This is a genomic window from Methylotuvimicrobium buryatense 5G, from assembly GCF_000341735.1.
Classification (GTDB): Bacteria; Pseudomonadota; Gammaproteobacteria; order Methylococcales; family Methylomonadaceae; genus Methylotuvimicrobium; species Methylotuvimicrobium buryatense.
The window spans coordinates 3,242,563-3,262,311 of record NZ_KB455575.1 but is presented as its reverse complement, the minus strand read 5'-3'; the positions used below and the strand labels follow the sequence as shown (position 1 = coordinate 3,262,311).

19 protein-coding genes are annotated in these 19,749 nt (G+C 46.5%); 12 read left to right on the top strand and 7 right to left on the bottom strand.

Annotated elements, in window-relative coordinates:
• Positions 1 to 389 precede the first annotated feature (389 nt).
• From METBU_RS0114720 to METBU_RS0114695, 5 genes are all read left to right on the top strand, one after another.
• Positions 390 to 1,526 carry an MlaE family ABC transporter permease gene (locus METBU_RS0114720; protein ID WP_017841363.1) on the top strand — a complete coding sequence of 379 codons (1,137 nt, stop codon included), beginning with the start codon at positions 390 to 392 and terminating at the stop codon, positions 1,524 to 1,526.
• Positions 1,523 to 2,305, top strand: a complete 783-nt coding sequence (locus METBU_RS0114715) for an ABC transporter ATP-binding protein (protein WP_017841362.1) — start codon at positions 1,523 to 1,525, stop codon at positions 2,303 to 2,305. Before METBU_RS0114720 ends, METBU_RS0114715 begins: the two co-directional genes overlap by 4 nt.
• Entirely contained in the window at positions 2,298 to 3,212 is a 915-nt protein-coding gene (locus tag METBU_RS0114710; RefSeq protein WP_026130246.1) for an MlaD family protein, read from the top strand. The genes METBU_RS0114715 and METBU_RS0114710 overlap by 8 nt, the downstream gene beginning before the upstream one ends.
• Positions 3,209 to 3,760, top strand: a complete 552-nt coding sequence (locus METBU_RS0114705; RefSeq protein WP_144053588.1) for an ABC-type transport auxiliary lipoprotein family protein — start codon at positions 3,209 to 3,211, stop codon at positions 3,758 to 3,760. Before METBU_RS0114710 ends, METBU_RS0114705 begins: the two co-directional genes overlap by 4 nt.
• Before the next feature lie 467 nt (positions 3,761 to 4,227).
• Positions 4,228 to 4,824 (top strand): hypothetical protein, encoded by a 597-nt coding sequence (locus METBU_RS0114695; RefSeq protein ID WP_017841358.1) that lies wholly within the window; start codon positions 4,228 to 4,230, stop codon positions 4,822 to 4,824.
• 18 nt (positions 4,825 to 4,842) lie between these two features.
• Here the strand turns inward: METBU_RS0114695 and METBU_RS0114690 are convergent, their stop codons facing one another.
• The 4 genes from METBU_RS0114690 to METBU_RS0114675 form a co-directional block, all read right to left on the bottom strand.
• Positions 4,843 to 6,726, bottom strand: coding sequence for a cytochrome c peroxidase (locus tag METBU_RS0114690; RefSeq protein WP_017841357.1), 1,884 nt, complete (start codon positions 6,724 to 6,726; stop codon positions 4,843 to 4,845).
• An 84-nt stretch (positions 6,727 to 6,810) separates the two neighbouring features.
• Positions 6,811 to 8,118: a methanethiol oxidase gene (gene mtoX, locus METBU_RS0114685; protein ID WP_235726469.1), complete on the bottom strand. Its 1,308-nt coding sequence runs from the start codon at positions 8,116 to 8,118 to the stop codon at positions 6,811 to 6,813.
• 174 nt (positions 8,119 to 8,292) lie between these two features.
• Positions 8,293 to 8,568, bottom strand: a complete 276-nt coding sequence (locus METBU_RS0114680) for a DUF4242 domain-containing protein (protein ID WP_017841355.1) — start codon at positions 8,566 to 8,568, stop codon at positions 8,293 to 8,295.
• A 53-nt stretch (positions 8,569 to 8,621) separates the two neighbouring features.
• Positions 8,622 to 9,218 (bottom strand): TetR/AcrR family transcriptional regulator, encoded by a 597-nt coding sequence (locus METBU_RS0114675; RefSeq protein ID WP_017841354.1) that lies wholly within the window; start codon positions 9,216 to 9,218, stop codon positions 8,622 to 8,624.
• Between the two features lie 254 nt (positions 9,219 to 9,472).
• Here METBU_RS0114675 and METBU_RS0114670 point away from each other — a divergent pair, with 254 nt between their 5' ends.
• The gene (locus METBU_RS0114670) at positions 9,473 to 9,736 is read left to right on the top strand and encodes a hypothetical protein (RefSeq protein ID WP_014146642.1); all 264 of its coding nucleotides are present in this window, start codon (positions 9,473 to 9,475) and stop codon (positions 9,734 to 9,736) included.
• Between the two features lie 138 nt (positions 9,737 to 9,874).
• Here the strand turns inward: METBU_RS0114670 and METBU_RS0114665 are convergent, their stop codons facing one another.
• A complete protein-coding gene (locus tag METBU_RS0114665; RefSeq protein ID WP_017841353.1) occupies positions 9,875 to 10,558 on the bottom strand; it encodes a YggS family pyridoxal phosphate-dependent enzyme in 684 nt (227 codons plus the stop codon).
• 113 nt (positions 10,559 to 10,671) lie between these two features.
• Here METBU_RS0114665 and METBU_RS0114660 point away from each other — a divergent pair, with 113 nt between their 5' ends.
• Positions 10,672 to 11,709, top strand: a complete 1,038-nt coding sequence (locus METBU_RS0114660; protein ID WP_017841352.1) for a type IV pilus twitching motility protein PilT — start codon at positions 10,672 to 10,674, stop codon at positions 11,707 to 11,709.
• Between the two features lie 10 nt (positions 11,710 to 11,719).
• Positions 11,720 to 12,853: a PilT/PilU family type 4a pilus ATPase gene (locus METBU_RS0114655; protein ID WP_017841351.1), complete on the top strand. Its 1,134-nt coding sequence runs from the start codon at positions 11,720 to 11,722 to the stop codon at positions 12,851 to 12,853.
• Positions 12,854 to 12,858: 5 nt separating this feature from the next.
• Here METBU_RS0114655 and djlA read toward each other — a convergent pair whose 3' ends face one another.
• Positions 12,859 to 13,668, bottom strand: a complete 810-nt coding sequence (djlA, locus tag METBU_RS0114650) for a co-chaperone DjlA (RefSeq protein WP_017841350.1) — start codon at positions 13,666 to 13,668, stop codon at positions 12,859 to 12,861.
• 74 nt (positions 13,669 to 13,742) lie between these two features.
• Between djlA and METBU_RS0114645 the strand changes: the two genes are divergently transcribed.
• On the top strand, positions 13,743 to 14,642 hold the full coding sequence (locus METBU_RS0114645; RefSeq protein WP_017841349.1) for a phosphoribosylaminoimidazolesuccinocarboxamide synthase: 900 nt from the start codon (positions 13,743 to 13,745) through the stop codon (positions 14,640 to 14,642).
• 138 nt (positions 14,643 to 14,780) lie between these two features.
• Here METBU_RS0114645 and radC read toward each other — a convergent pair whose 3' ends face one another.
• Positions 14,781 to 15,455 (bottom strand): RadC family protein, encoded by a 675-nt coding sequence (gene radC, locus METBU_RS0114640; RefSeq protein WP_014146648.1) that lies wholly within the window; start codon positions 15,453 to 15,455, stop codon positions 14,781 to 14,783.
• A gap of 79 nt (positions 15,456 to 15,534) precedes the next feature.
• On the opposite strand from radC, the gene coaBC reads away from it, so the two are divergent.
• From coaBC to METBU_RS0114625, 3 genes are read left to right on the top strand one after another with little or no spacing between them, the layout of a single operon-like run.
• Positions 15,535 to 16,761, top strand: coding sequence for a bifunctional phosphopantothenoylcysteine decarboxylase/phosphopantothenate--cysteine ligase CoaBC (gene coaBC, locus METBU_RS0114635; protein WP_026130245.1), 1,227 nt, complete (start codon positions 15,535 to 15,537; stop codon positions 16,759 to 16,761).
• A complete protein-coding gene (gene dut / locus METBU_RS0114630) occupies positions 16,730 to 17,185 on the top strand; it encodes a dUTP diphosphatase (RefSeq protein ID WP_017841347.1) in 456 nt (151 codons plus the stop codon). Before coaBC ends, dut begins: the two co-directional genes overlap by 32 nt.
• Positions 17,186 to 17,203: 18 nt before the next feature.
• Positions 17,204 to 19,744: a phosphomannomutase/phosphoglucomutase gene (locus METBU_RS0114625; protein ID WP_017841346.1), complete on the top strand. Its 2,541-nt coding sequence runs from the start codon at positions 17,204 to 17,206 to the stop codon at positions 19,742 to 19,744.
• Positions 19,745 to 19,749: the final 5 nt, after the last annotated feature.

Below are 19,749 nucleotides of genomic sequence, written 5' to 3'. Positions count from 1 at the left end.
ACGTATTCACGGCGTCCTTTGACGGGCACCCCGACGCCGAAATTTGACTAGCAAAGGGTATATAAAGGGAGTAGTCAATAAAGCCAGCAATTCCCAGTTTGAGCAGTTTCGCCGATTTTAGGGTGTGGGGTATGCCTGTCGAGGAACGCCGTAAACCCATCCATGGGGGCTTGGCGGCAGCTAAGCGCCAAGGATGGTGTGAATGCAGATTTTGCAGGAGCAAAAATCTGCTCCTGCTGCCGACATCCTCGCCAAGCATACCCCACACCCTTTTTGATCTCCAAATTGGGAATTGCTGCAATAAAGCTAATTGATTCATGGGAGAAAACCAAATTACTATAGAATGGTCGAATGATTGTATTTACTTGTAACAATGGAAAAATACGTTGATGGCCTCGTTAAATAATAAGCTTATTGCTAAACCGGTGTTGCAAATAGAACAGGAAAATAACTTATCTTCTATTAATCTCAAAGGTTCATGGAACTTATTAGCAATCAACGAAAGCCCCTCTATTACTCGAGATCTTAAAGGACTGCAATATAATTCGGATTGCATATGGCGCCTTGATGAGGTTGAGGCGCTCGATACTGCGGGGGCTTGGCTGATATGGCAAGCATGGGGAGAGGAGTTTCCAAATCAAGTAGAAATGAGACCGGAGCATAAGCGCTTATTCGATCGCTGGAAAACCTTTAGCTATGCACGGCCGGAAGAAGCACAGAAAAGTTTGGTACAAATTTTCAAAGACTCAAATAAAGTCATTTTGGCTTTTTATAGGCATGTCTTTAATGGCATTATTTTGCTTGGGCAATTATTGCTCGACACAGTATATCTATTCAGATCACCGAGCAAAATACCTTGGCCGGAAATATCAATGACGATATATAGTTCCGGTGTAAAGGCACTTGGCATCACCGCGTTAGTTGGCTTTTTGATTGGTATTGTTCTTAGTTATTTGTCGGCACTTCAGTTGCAAGCCTTCGGTGCGGAAATCTACATTATCAATATTTTGGGGATGAGTATTATTCGAGAGTTGGGGCCTTTGTTAGCGGCTATTTTAGTGGCAGGCCGATCAGGGTCTGCATTAACCGCCCAAATAGGAATCATGCGCGTTGCAGAAGAATTAGATGCATTGTCCTCGATGGGAATTTCGCATTCGCTACGAATCATTTTTCCGATAGTAGTGGCGTTAACAGTAACTTTACCGTTATTGACGGTATGGACAAATGCGGCCGCTCTTTTAGGTGGTATGGTGTCGGCTTGGCACACGCTCGATATAAGTATGCAACAGTTTGTGCAGAGACTGCCTGATTCCGTACCTTTGGTTAATGTATTTATTGGAGTAGGCAAGGCTGCGGTATTCGGCATGTTAATAGGAATGATAGCCTGTCACTATGGATTTCATATTAAACCGAATTCGGAAAGTTTAGGGAATGAAACAACCAATTCCGTTGTCGCTTCAATTACTGTAGTGATCATGGTGGACGCGATATTTGCAATTTTATTTATGGGAACGGGAATGCCATGAATGATGTGAACGCAATTCAGATGGAAAATATTTGGACCCAATTTGGTGACAACGTAATTCACGAGAATATCAGTTTCAGTTTACCAAAAGCGGAAATTCTCGGCTTGGTTGGGGCATCTGGAAGTGGAAAAACCACATTAATGCGTGAAATGATCGGACTGCAGGCTCCGACCAAAGGACGTGTTATGGTAATGGGGCAGGCCTTAGATTATGAGTCCGGAAATATTTCAGGTCAGATGTTAAGTCAGTGTGGTGTATTGTTTCAAAAAGGCGCTTTATTTAGTTCGTTAAATGTTTTCGATAATATTGCGTTTCCGTTGCGGGAAATTGGTGTCAAGGATTTCGAATGGATATCTCATTTGGTTGCTTTAAAATTAGCTATGGTTGGCTTATCTGCAAAGGATGAACTACTCATGCCAGCAGAGCTTTCTGGGGGTATGATTAAAAGAGTGGCTCTTGCCAGAGCCTTAATTTTAGAGCCCGCGTTATTATTTCTTGATGAGCCGACATCCGGTCTTGATCCCATTGCGAGTCAAGGATTTGTAGATCTATTGTGTGAGCTTCATCATGACTTGGGCTTTACGGTTGTGATGGTCACCCATGATTTAAACGTTTTGAATGATTTGTGTTCAAAAGTGGCTGTGCTGGCGGAAAAAAAATTAATTGCATACGGTCCGTTGGAAGTCGCGCTAAAGTGTAACCATACTTTTGCGAGACAATTTTTTCATAATAAGCACGCTGAGAAAGTTTTTATGAATAGAGAGCATTGTTTTGGGTAGAGATACGCACGCTTTAGCTACCGGTCTTTTTTTACTAACACTGATAATAGGACTAGTCGGCATAGTGTATTGGATCGGTAGCTTTGAAAAAGCACGTGATCTTTATGTGATCTCGACTAGAGACTCAGTAACCGGTTTAAATCCAGAATCTACCGTGTATTACCGGGGGATTGCGGTCGGTAAGGTTTTGACGGTAAATTTCGATCCGAGCGATCCACTGACGATTTTGGTCGAAATTGAGGTGGATAACAATATACGATTTACACGGGGGGGGTTTGCGACATTACGTTTAAAAGGGGTGACAGGGTTAACGCAAATCGATTTACAAGATACGGGAGACAGCGATGAATGGTTGTTACCTGGTGATAGGCCGGAGCAAAGAATTCCGTTGTTGCCATCGTTGACGGATCGTTTATTGAGTTCAGGTGAAGAAATATTAATGAAAGCCGAACAATTGATGATACGTCTAGACCGTGTGTTGAGCGATGAAAATGAAGAGCATGGACGTGAAATTTTGCGTAATCTAAATGTCGTCACTGCGAAAATGCCAAAACTTGAGGATCAGCTGGGTAAGGTATTGGAAAAAATGCCGAATTTAATAGATAGTACGGAGACTACGCTCGGTCAAATCGGTGATTTGACGATTGATTTAAAAGCGGCGGCAAATAGCGTAAAAATGCTTGGAGACCGAGGAGATGCATTGATAACATCGGGAGCGAATGTTGGCGATGTGCTGACGCGGACAACATTACCAAAAGTGCATCAAACAATGAATGAATTACAGTCCACAATGGATCAATTAAAACGAGTTGCTAATATGCTAGAAGCTAATCCTCAAGCATTAATATTAGGGCCGATTAAAACCGAGCCTGCTCCGGGCGAACCGGGATATGAGGAGCCAAAGTGAATGTATCACTGACGAGTTTGTGTTTAATCATGCTGATGCTGATAAGTGGCTGTAGCTATAAAACTAGGCCTGAGGGAGCGGCTTTGCACGACCTTGGGCTTATTGTTCAGCGTAATGCCGAGCAGGCCCCATTAAATGCTGAAGTAACAGCTCCGGAGTGGTTAAGGGATACGAGAATTCACTACAGGCAGCTTTATTTAACCCCTACCATTGTAAAATTTTATAACCTAGACCGATGGATTGCGCAACCGGCCGCTTTATTGGCCAAGCACTTCGCAGCAATTCCAGTAAGCGAGCCGTTAACTGTAAAAGTGCGTTTATTGGATTTTGAACAACGTTTCGACACTCCAGAGCAAGCGCGTTCGGTCGTTGCTTTTGAAGTTGAAGTGTATAAGACGAATGAAAATGCACCAATAGCTCGAAAAGCGTTTCAATTTGAACAAGTCAATATATCGGCCAATGCATTGGGTGCGGTCAATAGTTTTTCTGACTTAATTAGGAAAGCGGTTATTGAAATGACTGTTTGGCTTAATTTTTTGCTAGCCTGATTTCGGGGCGAGACAGAGGGCGTCCTAAATACAGTCTTAGTAACAAACCTTCCGGCACCTTAACGGGGCAAGTCGAAATAGTAAACGCGTTAGTCGATGTCAAAGCGTGTGTGTGGATAATCGGTCATTTCACCTAATTTAGTTAAATAACACAGTTATTACAGCAATTCCGATGGGTATGTAACCAAATCTTTAGTAGCTGAACGCGACTGATCATGCGGTTTTGTTTGTATAGAAAGGGCTTGTCTGAAGCCCAAACTAATAATACACGGCAAATTAAATGCCAAAGTTAGCGGCCAATTGTCGCGCGGCAAAATGCCACATTTTCCTGGTCATCTTTAGTGGATACACTTTACTTCGACTCTTGTATGCACTCTTCACGAGACTAGAGTTGAATCCTTCCTCTTTAATGCGGCCTCCCGGCCGCATCTTTTTTTCGACATCCCGGTTTTAAAAAAAGGTAAGTTATGTCAATTTTCAAAGATCCAGATTTTTTCGATCTCAAACCGCTAGACCTCGAAAACAAAGTGTTTTTGCCAACACGGGAGCTTTACAGTAGTCTGAGCTTGCAATTGAACGAGTTGTATCGACAAATTAAAACGGTTTTGCTCGATTGGCACGCTGAAGTAGCGGTTTCCGCGAAACAATTTTATGCGCATCCGGTCGAGACTGGCTCGCAATGGTATGCTCAAGCCGTTGATTACGGAGCACAGATGTATGCTCAGGTTAACGAGGTTTATTTTCCGAAAGTCGAGTCCATGTATGAACAGACAATAGCCGAAGCGACGCAATTAGGTCGGCAAGCCGGCGAATTATGGCAAGCGTTTTATGATCATCCTCAAGCAACGGTCGCAGCATTGGTCGAACCGGTGACGAATTATACAAATCAAGCGCTTGACGTTGCGGAAGTCTATTTTGTGAGCGTTTATTCAGCGATTCTGGAGTTGTTCGATTTAATGCTTGAACAACCGACTGAAACCTTGGAAGCCGTATATCAAAATGCGTTAGCCGGATTGTTGGACGTTTATTTTCAAATGATTTCATCGTTATTGGCGATGCTGTAAAAAGGATTGCACTCGTAATCAGTTTTCTTGATGATCGCCCACCGGCGCCGCAAACGCATCGGCAACCAATTCGTCGACATTGTCGCCAGTCAAGGATTTAAGAAAGTTTACGAGGTCGTCGATTTCTTTCGAAGTCAAATTCAACGGCTTGATCAACGGATCGAGAGTTTCGTTGGCGATGCCGCCTTGGTTATAAAACTCGACGACTTCCTTTAATGTGGTTAACGATCCGTTGTGCATGTACGGCGCTGTCAGGCTAATATTGCGCAGCGACGGCGTCTTGTAGTGCCAACGGTCGTCAGGATTCTGGGTAACTTCATAGCGGCCGAGATCATTGCTCTTGGTTTCCGAAACCGAATCGATTAATTGCGAATCGATATCGACAAAGACGCCGGGAGCGACCTGGACTCGTTGTGTCTTAGCAGTACTGCGCATTGCTTCGCGATAACCGATGCCGGTGTTATGAAACGCATTGTCGGTGAACAGCGCATGCTTCTTACTGATGCTGTGACAAGACGAGCATTGCGCCTTTCCGGAAAATAGCTTGAAACCGCGTTGCGCGGAAGTGTTCAAGGCTTGTTTGTCGTTGCTGTAATACCAACGGTCGAATGCCGAATTGCCCGAGTTAAGGGTGCGCTCGTAACTCGCGATCGCCATGCCGATTGTTTCGATTGTCGGCCCTTTGCCGAAAGCCTTTTTGAAAAGAGCATTGTATTCGCTATCGTTATGCAATTTTTCGATGACGCTACCGATCGACGGGTTGGCCATTTCATTGTGCGCCAATAGAGGACCCCAAACCTGGTGTTCGAGACTATTTTCGCGTCCATCGTGAAACAATTTGGTGTAATAAGCGACATTGTAAAGTGTCGGACTGTTGCGCTTGACGGTCCGGCCTTCGACGCCGACCGCAGTTTTCATCTCGTTACTGGTAAAGCCTTGTTCGGGAATATGACACATGGCGCATGAAAAGGTATTATTCAGCGACAAGCGGCGGTCGTAAAACAGTTTCCGGCCCAATTGCACTTTCTCCGTCGTCACAGGATTGTTCGCCGGAACCGGCACGGGAGGCAGTCCTTTCGGTGGGTGGTAGACTGTTTTCATCAAGTCAGTCGTTTGACCGGTTCGGTCGTCCAAAGCAATGCTACGAGTCGCATAGTCGCTGCTTTCGTAATTCGATTTATCATCGCCGGGTCGAAAACGTTTGGCGACTTGTTCCGACGTTTTGCCATTGGCGACGACTACCGGTTGCAGTAAGGTCTTCACATCATTGATCAAAGTGTCCGTATGCAAGAACGAAACGCTGTAGATGTTGCGGATTTTTTTGTTTCGGTCGATCAAGTAGACGCGCAAAATATGTGAAAAAGTGCCGGTGAAGCGTCCGTTTTCGTCGTAGACTTTCTGGATGCTTTGCCGATAATTATCGAGAATGGGTCGCAGCTCGGTTTCCGAAGCCGTCGTTAGAAAGCGCCACTCGATATTTTCATCCTGCAGGTGCTCGCCATACTGTTTCATTTTGTCTGGCGTGTCTTGTTCCGGGTTGAAGCTTAACGTCAACAAACGCAGTTGTCGGCTCAATTCGGGGTCCTTTTTAAGCCGGTTTTTGATTTTATGAAATACCCCGGTTGCTAAAGGGCAGCCGTTGACGTCGCTGCACGTCGAATAAATAAAACTGAGTAGCACGATCTTATCGCCCATCAGTTGATGCAAGTTAATAGTTTGGCCTTGTTCGTCGAGAATTTTACCGTCTGCGGCTTTTCCGAGCGCCGGTAACAGATAGCTGCCGACGGCCGGGAGTTCGTATTGCAGCGCGCCATAACCTGGCGCAAGCGTTTCGTTGTCGGCCTTGACCGAAAAGACCGCTACGCTCGACAGCAAAATGACGATGGTAAACAAATGTTTCATGACGTCGCTCCGGCGAATCGATGGGAACAGAGAGCGGCGGAAGCCGCTGTCAATAGAAAAAGCGGCCGAAGCCGCTCATTGGGGCTATTGATATTTTGTGAGCAGGTCGGGCTGCTGGCTGTTGCTGCTATAAAGAGAATATGCACCGAACCGCATTTGATGCGCACGGCCTAACTTTTCCTTGATGAAATCGATCGCGAACTGTTCTTTTAGTTGCTTTCCATCCCAGTGATAAAGCTTGAAGAATTGCTCGTTATCGTCGCCTTTTTTATCCCAGTTGGCCAATAGAGAAGACGTATAATAGAGACGTTTGCCGTCCCAGCTTGACGACACCATATTGACTTGGGCGCCGATTTTTTGTTCGTAAACTTGTTTCGGGTTGAACGGATCGCTAATGTCGAAACCTCGAGTCTTCCCGTCCATAAAGGTATTGACCCATAATGTTTTGTCGTCGCTCGAAATAGAGATGTCGACCGGCAACGGGATTTTTGAAGGATCGCCGATATCGGCAACGGCTTTCGCTTGCCATTCGCCTGCTTGGTCTTCGTAAATCAACCAGATTTTCGATGTTAGTGCTGTGCTGGTAAAACAGTAATTATTATTGGCCCCCCATGCGCAACGAAGTTCCAGAGGCGCACCGGTAACGTCGAAGACTTTTTTCGGTTTGCGCGCATGCAGGTCCCATTGCACGACGGTATTGCCGAAGCGTTTCATCGCCTCGGGGTCGTTCAGCATCTTGCCGAAATCCATCATGTAATTGGACCAGCCGGTGAACGACGAGGTGAACATCGCATTGCGTCTAGGCAACACGCGCACGTCGTAGCCATAACCGTCGGCATAGTTTCCAGTCTTGACCGCGCCGCGCAGGTCGCTGTCGGTCGGATGCCAATGAGTCGCGAGATATTCTCCTTCGTTGGTGTATTCGACTAAGGCGGTTCTGCCGCCGTGATCCTTGTTATTCGACAGACCGGTGATCAGCATGCGACCGGGCAAGGCATAGGTCGTATGCGGGCCGACTACGCCACCGCTTTTCGCGACGAAATCGCTGATGACCTTCGTTAATTTGGGTTTAGCCGGGTCGCTGTGAACATCGAAAATAAAAACCTTATTGGTATCGAGGCCGCCAGCCCACAAGTACTGTCGATCATCGGTAAAACCGGAATGATGTGCCTCATTGCGACCGCCGACCGACAGCGAGTTGACGACTTTGCCGTAGTTCTTGGACTTAGGATTTACATCGACCGTGACCAGTTTGTCCTGTTCGTCACCGACACCTTCCATGCCGAGCGTCCAGATATAGACAAAGTCCTCCTGTCCGACGATTTTGGCCATATAAGGCGACATGCAGGTTTCATCGGCTTGAGCAGACTGAATGCCAAGGCTGCTGATCATGATTGTTGAAGCGGCAAACAGGGCTGATTGAGTTAGTTTGCCAAGAAGATTTCGGTTTTTGCTTTGTGATTTCATAGTATGCACTCTCTTATAATTATCTGAGTAATAGTGAGTTTTCGCTAGGTGGACTGGCTACCTCCTTTGGCTTATAGTGTTTCAGGGGTGATAAAGTGCTTATGCTTCGGCAGTGGTTGGATCGATAATCGTCTTGATTTGGCTGATACGATTAGCAGGGAATGATCCTTGTTGAGCGTGTTCCCGAATAGCCGTTTCGTCCGGAGCGATATAAACACAATAGACTTTATTATCGGTTACATAACTCTCAATCCATTGAATTTTCGGCCCCATATCCTGAAGAATGGAACATGATTTTTGAGCAATACCTTGAAGGTCTTCGCTTGTCAACGATCCGGCGTTGGGGATTTCTCGTTCGATAATGAATTTAGGCATGTGTTTCTCCAATTAAAAAATGACTGGTCGTCTCTGTAGAGATTGAAAAAAAATTAGGCTTTGAAATAGCCCTCCAACAAATTCCGGCAGCATTGCTTTAAGGGTTCCGAGGACTGCTCGATTTTCATTCGAAGTAGTGCGCCTTGCCAGGTATTGAGTAATAAATCGGCCATTTCCTCGGCCGTCAAATCCGATCGAACGGTTCCTTCTTGCTGCGCTTGGGCAAGTGCCGAACGCATGATGTTGCGATAACGAGTCACCGCGGATTGCAATGCCTTTTGGCATATTTCGCTGGTGTCGCCGATTTCTCCCATGAGGTTGCCAAGCAGGCAACCGCCTTTGAAGTTTTGTTTTTCGGTTTCGGCAATTAACTCGTGGTAATAACGTTTTAACGCAGATAGGGCGTCGCCATTCGAATGTTCCAAATAGGTGTCAAGCTGTTTAATAAATGGTTCAATGTAATGCTGAATGACCTCCGCGCCGAAATTTTCTTTACTGCCGAAATAGTTGTAAAAAGAACCTTTTGGTATTTTAACGGCATCCAAAATTTCTTTAAGTCCGGTACCATGATAACCCTGCTCCATCAATAGCTTTACGCCTTGATTGAGTAGATTATCTCGGTTGATTTGTTTTTGCGATATTTCGATCATGGGAAAATAATACGACCGGTTGTCTTAACTGTCAATAATAAAAATCAATCATTAATTTTGGGATTTATCAGAGGTCTTGCTAATATTTTGTCGAGTACAGGCGAAGGACGGAAAATATACCTTTCGAGCAGCCCTGTTTTCGTTTTTTAAAACCCTCTCCCATGTCGGTAGAGAGTGCATATTGGCGAAAATTGAAGTGCGAAAGGTATGCTTCGTCGTGAAGGTTTCAATTCAAAATAATAGGAAAAATCTAAATGAGCGAACAGGAGTCAAATGGAGGGTCTGGCAACATAGAGCAGGACGGAAAGAGTATGCATCCATTAATCAAGTTAGGCATACTCTCGGTCGGCTCTAAGGTTGGTGCGGAAATCATTCTCAAACTCGCGAAGCACCCTGTGCTGTTAATGGCGATGGGTATCGGTAGCGGGCTATATATTAACAAGCACCGCAAAGATATTCTCGAAGCCGCGCAGCAGCTAAAAGATCAGGGGTTGGCGATAGTTAAGAAAAAAGATTGATCCTAAAAAGAGCAGTTGACATGGGTTGTAGACCGTTCGTGCTGAGCCGAGTCGAAGCATGAAGGGTCTACAACACTTTCACCGGCTTGGTGAAGTCTCAAACTGCTCTTTTTAGGTTGATGCATCTGTGGTACCGGATTAAATGTATTGCCGGGTTCCGAACAAGGACGTGCCGATTCTGACCATTGTGGATCCTTCTGCAATCGCCGCGTTTAAGTCGTTACTCATCCCGAATGAAAACGTATCGAGTTCAGGATGCTTGAGTTCGGAAACCGCTTCATAGAGCAATCGGTAGGGTTCTCGTTGCAAAGAAAAGTCGCTTTGCGGTGCAGGTACCGCCATAACCCCTCTTAGACGGAGACTCGGAAGGGCTTTAACTGCGTCGACCAATTCCGAAAGATCATTCAGAGCAATGCCTGATTTGCTGCTTTCATGGCTGATGTTGACTTGCAAACAAATATTCAATGCCGGTAAATTGGCCGGGCGTTGTTCACTAAGCCGCTGGGCAATTTTGAACCGGTCTACGCTATGAACCCAGGCAAAATGGCGGGCGATGAGCTTGGTCTTATTGGATTGAATCGGGCCGATGAAATGCCAGGTGATATTGTAAGCCCCGAGCTCTTGTTGCTTGGATCGCGCTTCTTGAGCATAGCTTTCCGCGAAATGGCGTTGGCCGGAAAGATAGGCGAGGATAATGTCCGAAGTAGGTTTAGTCTTGCTGACGGCAAGTAAGCGAACACTTCCCGGTAAGCGTTCGAAGTCGATCTCGGCTTGTCTGATTTGGGTTCGAACGGATGCGATTTGTTGAGCAATTGCGAACATAAGCACAATTTAGATGATAAAAAACCGCTATTAAACAGCAGCCCTTTCAAAAAGCAAAGACTTAGGCTAAGGTTATCTAGTGTTTCTATTTTTATTAGCCGCTTGAGAATCGTATGGATATTGCTGAATTATTGACTTTTTCCGTTAAAAACAATGCATCGGATTTACATTTATCGGCTGGTTTGCCGCCGATGATTCGAGTGGACGGCGATATCCGGCGTATCAATATTCCTGCCTTGGAGCATAAAGAAGTTCATGCTTTGATTTACGACATCATGAACGACAAACAGCGCCGCGATTATGAAGAATTTCTTGAAACCGACTTTTCTTTTGCATTGCCGGGCGTTGCAAGGTTTCGTGTCAATGCATTCAATCAGGATCGAGGTGCGGGGGCTGTTTTTAGAACAATTCCTTCGAAGGTGTTGAGTTTAGAGGATCTAAATGCGCCAAAGTTTTTTGAAGAAGTTACGCGCAAACCGAGAGGTTTAATACTGGTAACCGGACCTACCGGGTCGGGTAAATCGACGACGCTCGCGGCGATGATCAACCATATCAACACCAATGATTATGCACATATCTTAACCGTTGAGGACCCGATCGAGTTCGTACATGAAAGCCAAAAATGCTTGATCAACCAACGCGAAGTCCATCGCGATACTTTAGGGTTCACCGAAGCGTTGCGTTCCGCATTGCGGGAAGACCCCGATGTTATTCTAGTGGGCGAAATGCGCGATTTGGAAACGATACGATTGGCACTAACTGCGGCGGAAACCGGTCATTTGGTTTTCGGCACGTTGCATACCACGTCGGCCGCGAAAACGATAGACCGCATTATCGACGTGTTTCCGGCGGCTGAAAAAGACATGATCCGCTCAATGTTGTCGGAATCGTTGCAAGCGGTTATTTCGCAAACCTTGCTGAAAAAAGTCGGAGGAGGACGTATCGCGGCGCATGAAATCATGGTCGGGACTGCTGCCATTAGAAATTTGATTCGCGAAGCGAAAGTTGCGCAAATGTATTCGGCGATACAAACCGGGCGCAAGGAAGGCATGCAGACCTTGGATCAAAATTTGAAAGAGATGGTTGAAAAAGGGTTAGTGGCTTCAAAAGTCGCCATGATGAAAGCGGTCAACAAAGACATGTTCAGATAAAGGTGGCGATATGGATGAATTTAAGCGACTACTTGAGTTAATGGTCCAGCAAAAGGCCTCCGATTTATTCATCACAGCGGGACGCCCGCCCACGATAAAAGTCGACGGTAAGTTGATCGAGGTATCCAAAACGATGCTTAACAACGATCAATCTCGAGCCATTGTCATGAGTGTGATGACGCAACGGCAAAAAGACGAATTCGATAATACCAAAGAATGTCAGTTTGCGATTGCCTTTCCTAAGCTCGGCCGATTTCGGGTGAGTGCGTTTACTCAGCGAGATGCGGCGGGAATGGTGTTGAGACGTATTGAGACCCATATTCCTGATGCCGAAGATCTGCATTTGCCGCCGGTTTTAAAAGATATGGTCATGAACAAGCGCGGACTGGTGTTGTTTGTCGGCGGGACGGGAACCGGTAAGTCGACTTCACTGGCGTCGTTGATCAAATACCGAAACCAAAACAGCAGCGGTCATATCATTACCATTGAAGATCCGCTCGAGTTTTTGCATCCGCACTTGGGGTGTATCGTTACGCAGCGTGAAGTCGGCATGGACACCGAGTCCTATGAAGTCGCACTTAAGAATACCTTGCGCCAAGCGCCCGATGTCATCCTGATCGGTGAGGTTAGAACCCGTGAAACGATGCAAAATGCGATTACGTTCGCCGAAACCGGACATTTATGTATAACGACCTTGCATGCGAACAATGCCAATCAGGCATTGGATCGGATTTTGCATTTTTTCCCGGACGAAATGCATAATCAATTATTTATGGACTTGTCGTTGAATTTGCGAGGCATTGTCGCGCAGCAGTTGATTGCCCGTGCCGATGGCAAAGGGCGCTATCCCGCGGTTGAAATTTTGTTGAACACACCCTTGGTTTCCGACTTGATTCGTAAAGGCGAGGTTCACAAACTTAAGGAATTAATGAAGAACTCGCGGGAACATGGGATGCAGACCTTCGATCAAGCGCTTTACGATCTCTATACCGCCGGAAAAATTAGCTATGAGGATGCCTTGAACTCTGCTGATTCAAGAAACGAAGTACGCTTGATGATTAAGCTGGGTGCCGAAGACTTAGGGACTTTAGTCAATGAAAATATGCATTTAAAAGAAGACGAAGACGAACATTCTCGTTTTTAATTCAATCATTTTTTACGCGCTTCACTTATCGTTTCATAAGCCTTTGTAATTTTTTGCGTTTTTTCCTTGGCTAAGGTCATCATTTCTTCGGGGAGACCTTTCGCAACTAGTTTATCCGGATGATGTCGGCTGATTAGGCGGCGATAAGCTTTTTTAATATCGCTATCGCTGGCATTGGGGCGAACGCCGAGGACCTCATAGGCAGTGGCTAAGTTATCCTCTTTTTTAATCGATTGATATTGCTGTCGATGTTGACTGCCATAGAGCCGATATTGCGCTAGAATTTGCAATTTGATGCGCTCGTAATCAAACCGCGATAAACCGAGTATTCCGCAGATCTTGATCAACAGCTTATCCTTGGCCTCGTCCAAATGGCCGTCGGCCATCGCGGCTTGAAGTTGAATCTCTAAAAACATGCGGATTAAGTCGGTTCGTCTCTGGCACTCGTGACGAAATTGACGAAGCGCATCGTCAAGGGGAAAGTCTTTGCTTTTGCCTTGTTGAAACAGTTTGATGGCGGTCGAGCGCAAGTTGGCCGATAAACCCATTTCGTCCATTACGCGTTTAGCCAGATCGATTTCCGCTTGAGAAACGCGCCCGTCCGCTTTGGCGATGTGGCCCATTACCGAAAAAGTCGCGGTAAAAAAAGCGGTTTGTATGCGATGTTTATCGCCGGGGCTCAAGCTCTCGTCGAAATCGAATGCCTCCAAGCCGGAATCGAAATGATGGCCGACCGATGCCCCTAGTATAGCCCCAAGCGGACCGCCCAATAGAAATCCGAAGGCGCCGCCCAAGAATTTTCCCAACCAACTCATTGCCAGACATCCCGTAATTCGAAAATAAATGCTATTGTATGCGATTTGATATTAACTTCTTAGAACGAGGTATTATGAACGCTCCGGCTGTTCTTTACGAATCATCTTTGTCGCAATTGACGCTGCGTGCTCGCGGAAAAGTCCGTGATATTTACGACATAGACGATAAACACATGTTGATCGTCACGACCGATCGCCTATCGGCTTTCGATGTGATATTGCCGGACCCGATTCCGGAAAAAGGGCGGGTTTTGACATCGGTTTCGAATTTTTGGTTTAGCAAATTGAAACACATCTTGCCGAATCATTTAGCCGGCGTTTCTTTGGCCGAAGTGCTTACCGATCCGCAAGAGCTCGCCCAGCTGGAAGGAAGGGCGGTTGTAGTCAGAAAATTGAAACCGCTACCGGTCGAAGCGATTGTACGCGGATATATCATTGGCTCGGGTTGGAAAGATTATCAACAAACCGGTCATATTTGCGGCATTCGTCTTCCCGAAGGTTTACAGCAGGCACAGCAATTGCCCGAACCGATCTATACCCCGTCCAGCAAAGCCGCTGTCGGCGATCATGATGAAAATATAACGTTTGCGAAAACGGTTGAATTGATGGGGCCAGAACTCGCCGAAAAAGTGCGTGAGGCCAGTTTGGCCCTCTACCAAGAAGCGGCGAATTATGCCAAGGAAAGAGGCATAATTATTGCCGATACCAAATTCGAATTCGGCACCGACGACGCCGGCGTCTTATATTTGATCGATGAAGCGCTAACGCCCGACTCATCGCGCTTTTGGCCCGCCGATCAATACCAAGTCGGTATTAGCCCGGCCAGTTTCGATAAGCAGTATGTACGCGACTATTTAGAAACCTTGGACTGGAATAAAAAGCCGCCGGCACCATCATTGCCCGAGGAAGTTATTCGGAAGACGACCGAAAAATACCTGGAAGCGGAGACAAAGTTAATCGGTTCAAAGAGTTAATGCGCAGCCTTAGATGTTTAGCGTTTATGACCGGGGAGACTCTTTCTGGACGATTGATACATCCGTGTATTATAACTCTCTTTGCGGGTCGCCTTTTTTAGTCTACTTTTTAAAAAGTATATAGATAAAAATTATTTGTCATATCAACCCATGCTCGGCAAACGAGTAGGGTAAGCCGTCGCCGATGATAAAATGATCGAGAACCCGAATGTCGAATAAAGCCAAGGCTTGCTTGAGTTTGTCGGTTATGTGGCGGTCGGCTTGGCTGGGTTCGCTGATTCCGGAGGGGTGATTGTGTGCGAATATAACGGCGGCGGCGTTGTGCTGTAAAGCGGCTTTGGCTACTTCTCTAGGATACACAGAGGCGCTGTCTATAGTGCCTCGGAACAATTCTTCGAGCTTTAAAACACGATGTTGGTTATCGAGAAACAAGCAAGCGAATACCTCATAACTGTATCCTCTTAATTGCGCGCTGAGATAAGCTCGGGTAATGTCGGGGCTGGTCAAGGCGTCACCGCGTTGTAGAATTTCACAAAAATGCCTTCTAGCCATTTCTAAAACGGCTTGCAGTTGCGCGTATTTGGCGGGTCCTAAGCCGACACTTTGACAAAAACGTTCCAGGTCGGCATCGAGCAGCGCCTTTAAAGAACCGAAGTCGTTCAGTAAGTCTCTGGCTAAATCGACAGCCGATTTTCCAGGCGTTCCGGTGCGCAGAAATATTGCGAGCAATTCCGCGTCGGTAAGCGCGTTTGAGCCTTTTTGTAATAATTTTTCCCGAGGTCGTTCATCCGCCGGCCAATCTTTGATTGCCATTGATTACCCAAGTTAGGTCAAAGATATCAAGCATAGAAGAAATTTACTATACTTGCCATAATATCCAATTTAATTTTCTATCGGTACAACTATTAATAAGAAGCGAATATTACTAGCAGTTTGCGGCGGAATCGCGGCCTACAAGTCTGCAGAGCTCATCCGGCTCTTGAGAAAACACGGGTGTGAAGTTAGAGTGGTGATGACTCGGTCGGCGATGGCCTTTATCACTCCGTTGACTTTGCAAGCCTTATCCGGAAACCCTGTGCATATTGATTTGTTGGACTGTGATCAAGAACACGCAATGGGACACATCAGCTTGGCGCGCTGGGCGGATTGCATCGTGATTGCTCCGGCGACCGCAAATATGATCGCAAAATTGAGCCATGGCTTGGCCGACGATTTAGTCTCCACGTTGGTGTTGGCCGCCGGGTGTCCTCTTTATTTGGCGCCGGCAATGAATCGTGTCATGTGGCATAAAGCCGTTACTCAGGAAAATATAGAGCGCTTAGTCGGCCAAGGAGCGCAATTCATCGGGCCGGAAGTCGGCAGTCAAGCTTGCGGCGAAACAGGTTTAGGGCGTATGTCCGAGCCGGAAGCGATCATGCAGTGTTTAATGGCAAATACTGCGCAAGCGGTTTTACAGAGTAAAAAGATTTTGATTACAGCCGGCCCTACACGGGAACCTCTCGACCCAGTTCGCTATATTACGAATCGCAGTTCCGGAAAAATGGCTTATGCGCTTGCCCATGCGGCCTTGGCAATGGGAGCTGAAGTCACTTTGGTTAGTGGGCCAGTCGCATTGTCAGCACCCGATGGCGCGCGTCTGATACAGGTTGAAACTGCCGCGCAAATGCATGAAGCGGTCATGACGAGTGTTCAATCGGCCGATATTTTTATCGCGGCGGCGGCAGTCGCCGATTACAGTCCGGTTAGTGTTAATGATAAGAAAATAAAAAAACAAAATGACGAGGTCGTCATTTTGTTACATAAAACCCGTGATATTTTAGCCGATGTTTCGAAGTTGACGCATAACAGACCTTATACGGTAGGTTTTGCCGCCGAAACGCACGATTTGGAGCGATATGCTCAAGACAAGTTAATTCGAAAGAATTTGGATATGGTTGCGGCCAATTGGGTTGGTAAAGATAAGGGCGGGTTCGAAAGCGATCTAAATGCCCTGTCTGTCTTCTGGCATGGTGGCGGCGTAGATTTGGCCATGACCGATAAAAAACAACTCGCACGGCAGCTAATGAGCTTAATCGCTGAGAAAATCAATGAAAAAAATACAATTAAAAATTCTGGATGAACGATTGGGTAAGGATATTCCTCTGCCTGAATACGCCACTACCGGTTCGGCCGGTTTGGATTTGAGGGCCTGTTTGAGAGAATCGGTCGAATTGAAGCCTGGCGACAGTATCTTGATCCCCACCGGCATTGCGATTCATATTGCCGATAATACTATGGCGGCAATCATCCTGCCTCGCTCGGGATTAGGGCATAAACACGGAATCGTTTTGGGTAATCTCGTGGGATTGATCGATTCGGATTATCAGGGACAGATTTTCGTATCTTGTTGGAATCGTGGACAGACCGCATTTATCGTTAATGTCGGGGAAAGAATCGCACAAATGATTTTCGTGCCTGTCGAACAGGCGCAATTCGAGTTGGTCGACGCGTTTGATGAAAGTGCTCGAGGTGAAGGTGGTTTCGGACATACCGGGCGACATTAAATTGATAGGGGACATTTGATGGAGCGTATATTCTTACCGCTGTCGATCATTGCGGCATTTGTGGTGCTATTGACAGGAGGAGCGATTTATTGGGCTAATGACTCCAGCATCAAGGAAGCTAAGCATGATTCAGCAATGGCTCTGGCTGCCGGTACCGCATTAGGTATTTCAAAACAAATCGAACAATTGGCTAGCGCAATCGACAAAATGGCTCGAGATCCGACTGTAATAGAGGCAATGGAAAACAGAGACAGGGGCCGGATTCGAGCGTTAGAAGCACAATTGGAAAAATATTTGCCGGGCGCATTAAAGATCAGATTATTGCTGCCAGGCATAAACGATTTGGATACCGAACATGTTCCGCACATGGGCTTTGCCGATTTGGACATGGTTAAGGAAACCTTTAGCGGGAATCCTCAACCCTTGATTCAAGGGGAGGGTGCTAACCGGCATCTTGCGATAACGGCTAGAATTGAAGAAAGCGGCCGCGTGGCGGGTGTCATATTGGCCAGTTTGAGTTATGACTTTATTAATAACAGCATTAAGCCTAGCTCTATCGGCAATCAGTTGATTCAATTGAGGCAGGGTGACTTCGAGTTGGCAGCGGTTGGAAACCGAGCGCTTATCGGCGATGCTGCTAGTGTGCAGATGCCTGTTGCTCACACGGCATGGCAAGTTCAGGTTTGGTATCAGATAGGGGGGAGCTCTTCGGATGTAGGGTTGATTGCGGCAATTATGTTAATAGCGGTGCTGTTGGTTTGTCTTGCGTTTTTTGTAGGCTATCGGAAAAGTGCCAATATTTTAAGCCACGACCAAAGTATTGTTTTAAAAGCCGTCAAGGATCTAATGACCGGAAATGCGTATGGTAATTATCCGGTAAATTTGAGTGAGATGAGTGTCATTATTTCCACACTGGTACAATTCAAGCGAGTATTGGATCATCAAGGAGACGACGTCGTTGCGATTGCTAATGAAAGCGAAGCCGATTTTGACGGATTTTTTGAAGAATCCGATTTTGCGATTGAAGAAATTGTTGAAAACGCTAAAGCAGGCGATGCCGAAACCAGTCCAGTCTCAATGCCGGATGTCGATTGGGATATGCCGTTACCAGAAGCGAAACCAACTCCGGTTCCCGAGCAGCCAAAACCCTCCCCTATTTCAAAAGCGACGGCACCGTTGCACGAGGGGAGCGGAGAAGTATTTAGAGCCTATGATATACGGGGCGTGGTCGGCAAAACGCTGACAACCGAACTGGCTTATGATATTGGCCGCGCGTTTGGTACGGAAGTGAGAAAAGCGGATTGTAACATTGTCGTGGTCGGACGTGATGGGCGCCATTCCAGTCCCGAATTGGCGGATGCCGTGATCAATGGCATTGTTTCGACAGGGCGGGATGTCCTCGATTTGGGCATGGTGCCGACACCTATTCTGTATTTCGTTACGCAACATACCGAAGGACGGACCGGGTTAATGATTACCGGGAGTCATAATCCGGCAGAATACAACGGCATGAAAATGGTGATTAAGGGTGAAACCTTGGCAGGGCAGCGTGTCGCGAAGCTTAAAAACATCATCGATAAACAAGATTATGCCGTTGAGGTAGGCGGTACGGTCGACCAGAACAGCATGTTTGTTAATGAATACATCGGTATTGTCGCCGAAGATGTACATTTGGTCAGGCCGATGAAAATCGTATTGGATTGTGGGAACGGCGTGGCCGGAGATATTGCACCGATACTGTTTAAGACGCTGGGTTGCGAAGTCGTCGAATTGTTTTGCGATGTCGATGGCAGTTTTCCCAATCACCATCCGGATCCAAGCGTTCCGGAAAATTTGGAAGACTTAATTGCTGCGGTACAACATTATGAAGCGGACATCGGCATCGCTTTCGACGGTGATGGAGACCGTCTTGGGGTGGTCGATTCAAACGGCAAAATTATATGGCCGGATCGGCTGATGATGCTGTTTGCCAAGGATGTCTTGGCAAGAAAGCCCGGTGCGCAGATTGTTTACGATGTTAAATGCTCTAGGCATTTGGCCGAGCAGATCGCCAAATACGGCGGTCGAGCCTTAATGTGGAAAACCGGCCACTCTTATATGAAGGCAAAAGTCAAAGAAACCGGTGCTAAATTAGCTGGAGAGATGAGCGGGCATATCTTTTTTAATGACCGATGGTACGGGTTTGATGACGCTTTATATTCAGCGGCGCGTCTAATTGAGATTTTGTCCTCGGATGCCAGAACCAGTGCCGAAATTTTTGCCGAGTTTCCGGAAAGCCTTAATACACCGGAATTGCTCGTTTCAATGAAAGAGGGCGAAAATTTTGACTTTATTGAACGGTTATTTGCCAAGGCCGATTTCAAAGATGGGAAAATCACCAACATCGATGGATTACGGGTCGATTTTTCCGATGGTTGGGGGCTAGTTAGAGCATCGAATACCACGCCTTCATTAGTGGTCCGTTTCGAAGCCGATAGCGAGCAAGCGATGCGCCGAATTCAAAAGGAGTTCAAGACATTGATCGCGAGTATCGAGCCACAGCTAGTTTTACCTTTTTAATCAAT

Bases quoted from the DNA above. Each gene is read 5' to 3' on its own strand.
- METBU_RS0114625 (WP_017841346.1), top strand. From the start codon at position 17,204: ATGGAGCGTATATTCTTACCGCTGTCGATCATTGCGGCATTTGTGGTG.
- METBU_RS0114665 (WP_017841353.1), bottom strand. From the start codon at position 10,558: ATGTTCGCAATTGCTCAACAAATCGCATCCGTTCGAACCCAAATCAGA.
- METBU_RS0114720 (WP_017841363.1), top strand. From the start codon at position 390: ATGGCCTCGTTAAATAATAAGCTTATTGCTAAACCGGTGTTGCAAATA.
- METBU_RS0114695 (WP_017841358.1), top strand. From the start codon at position 4,228: ATGTCAATTTTCAAAGATCCAGATTTTTTCGATCTCAAACCGCTAGAC.
- METBU_RS0114645 (WP_017841349.1), top strand. From the start codon at position 13,743: ATGAACGCTCCGGCTGTTCTTTACGAATCATCTTTGTCGCAATTGACG.
- djlA (WP_017841350.1), bottom strand. From the start codon at position 13,668: ATGAGTTGGTTGGGAAAATTCTTGGGCGGCGCCTTCGGATTTCTATTG.
- METBU_RS0114680 (WP_017841355.1), bottom strand. From the start codon at position 8,568: ATGCCTAAATTCATTATCGAACGAGAAATCCCCAACGCCGGATCGTTG.
- METBU_RS0114690 (WP_017841357.1), bottom strand. From the start codon at position 6,726: ATGAAACATTTGTTTACCATCGTCATTTTGCTGTCGAGCGTAGCGGTC.
- METBU_RS0114675 (WP_017841354.1), bottom strand. From the start codon at position 9,218: ATGATCGAAATATCGCAAAAACAAATCAACCGAGATAATCTACTCAAT.
- METBU_RS0114670 (WP_014146642.1), top strand. From the start codon at position 9,473: ATGAGCGAACAGGAGTCAAATGGAGGGTCTGGCAACATAGAGCAGGAC.
- METBU_RS0114660 (WP_017841352.1), top strand. From the start codon at position 10,672: ATGGATATTGCTGAATTATTGACTTTTTCCGTTAAAAACAATGCATCG.
- mtoX (WP_235726469.1), bottom strand. From the start codon at position 8,118: ATGATCAGCAGCCTTGGCATTCAGTCTGCTCAAGCCGATGAAACCTGC.
- dut (WP_017841347.1), top strand. From the start codon at position 16,730: ATGAAAAAAATACAATTAAAAATTCTGGATGAACGATTGGGTAAGGAT.
- METBU_RS0114715 (WP_017841362.1), top strand. From the start codon at position 1,523: ATGAATGATGTGAACGCAATTCAGATGGAAAATATTTGGACCCAATTT.
- METBU_RS0114655 (WP_017841351.1), top strand. From the start codon at position 11,720: ATGGATGAATTTAAGCGACTACTTGAGTTAATGGTCCAGCAAAAGGCC.
- radC (WP_014146648.1), bottom strand. From the start codon at position 15,455: ATGGCAATCAAAGATTGGCCGGCGGATGAACGACCTCGGGAAAAATTA.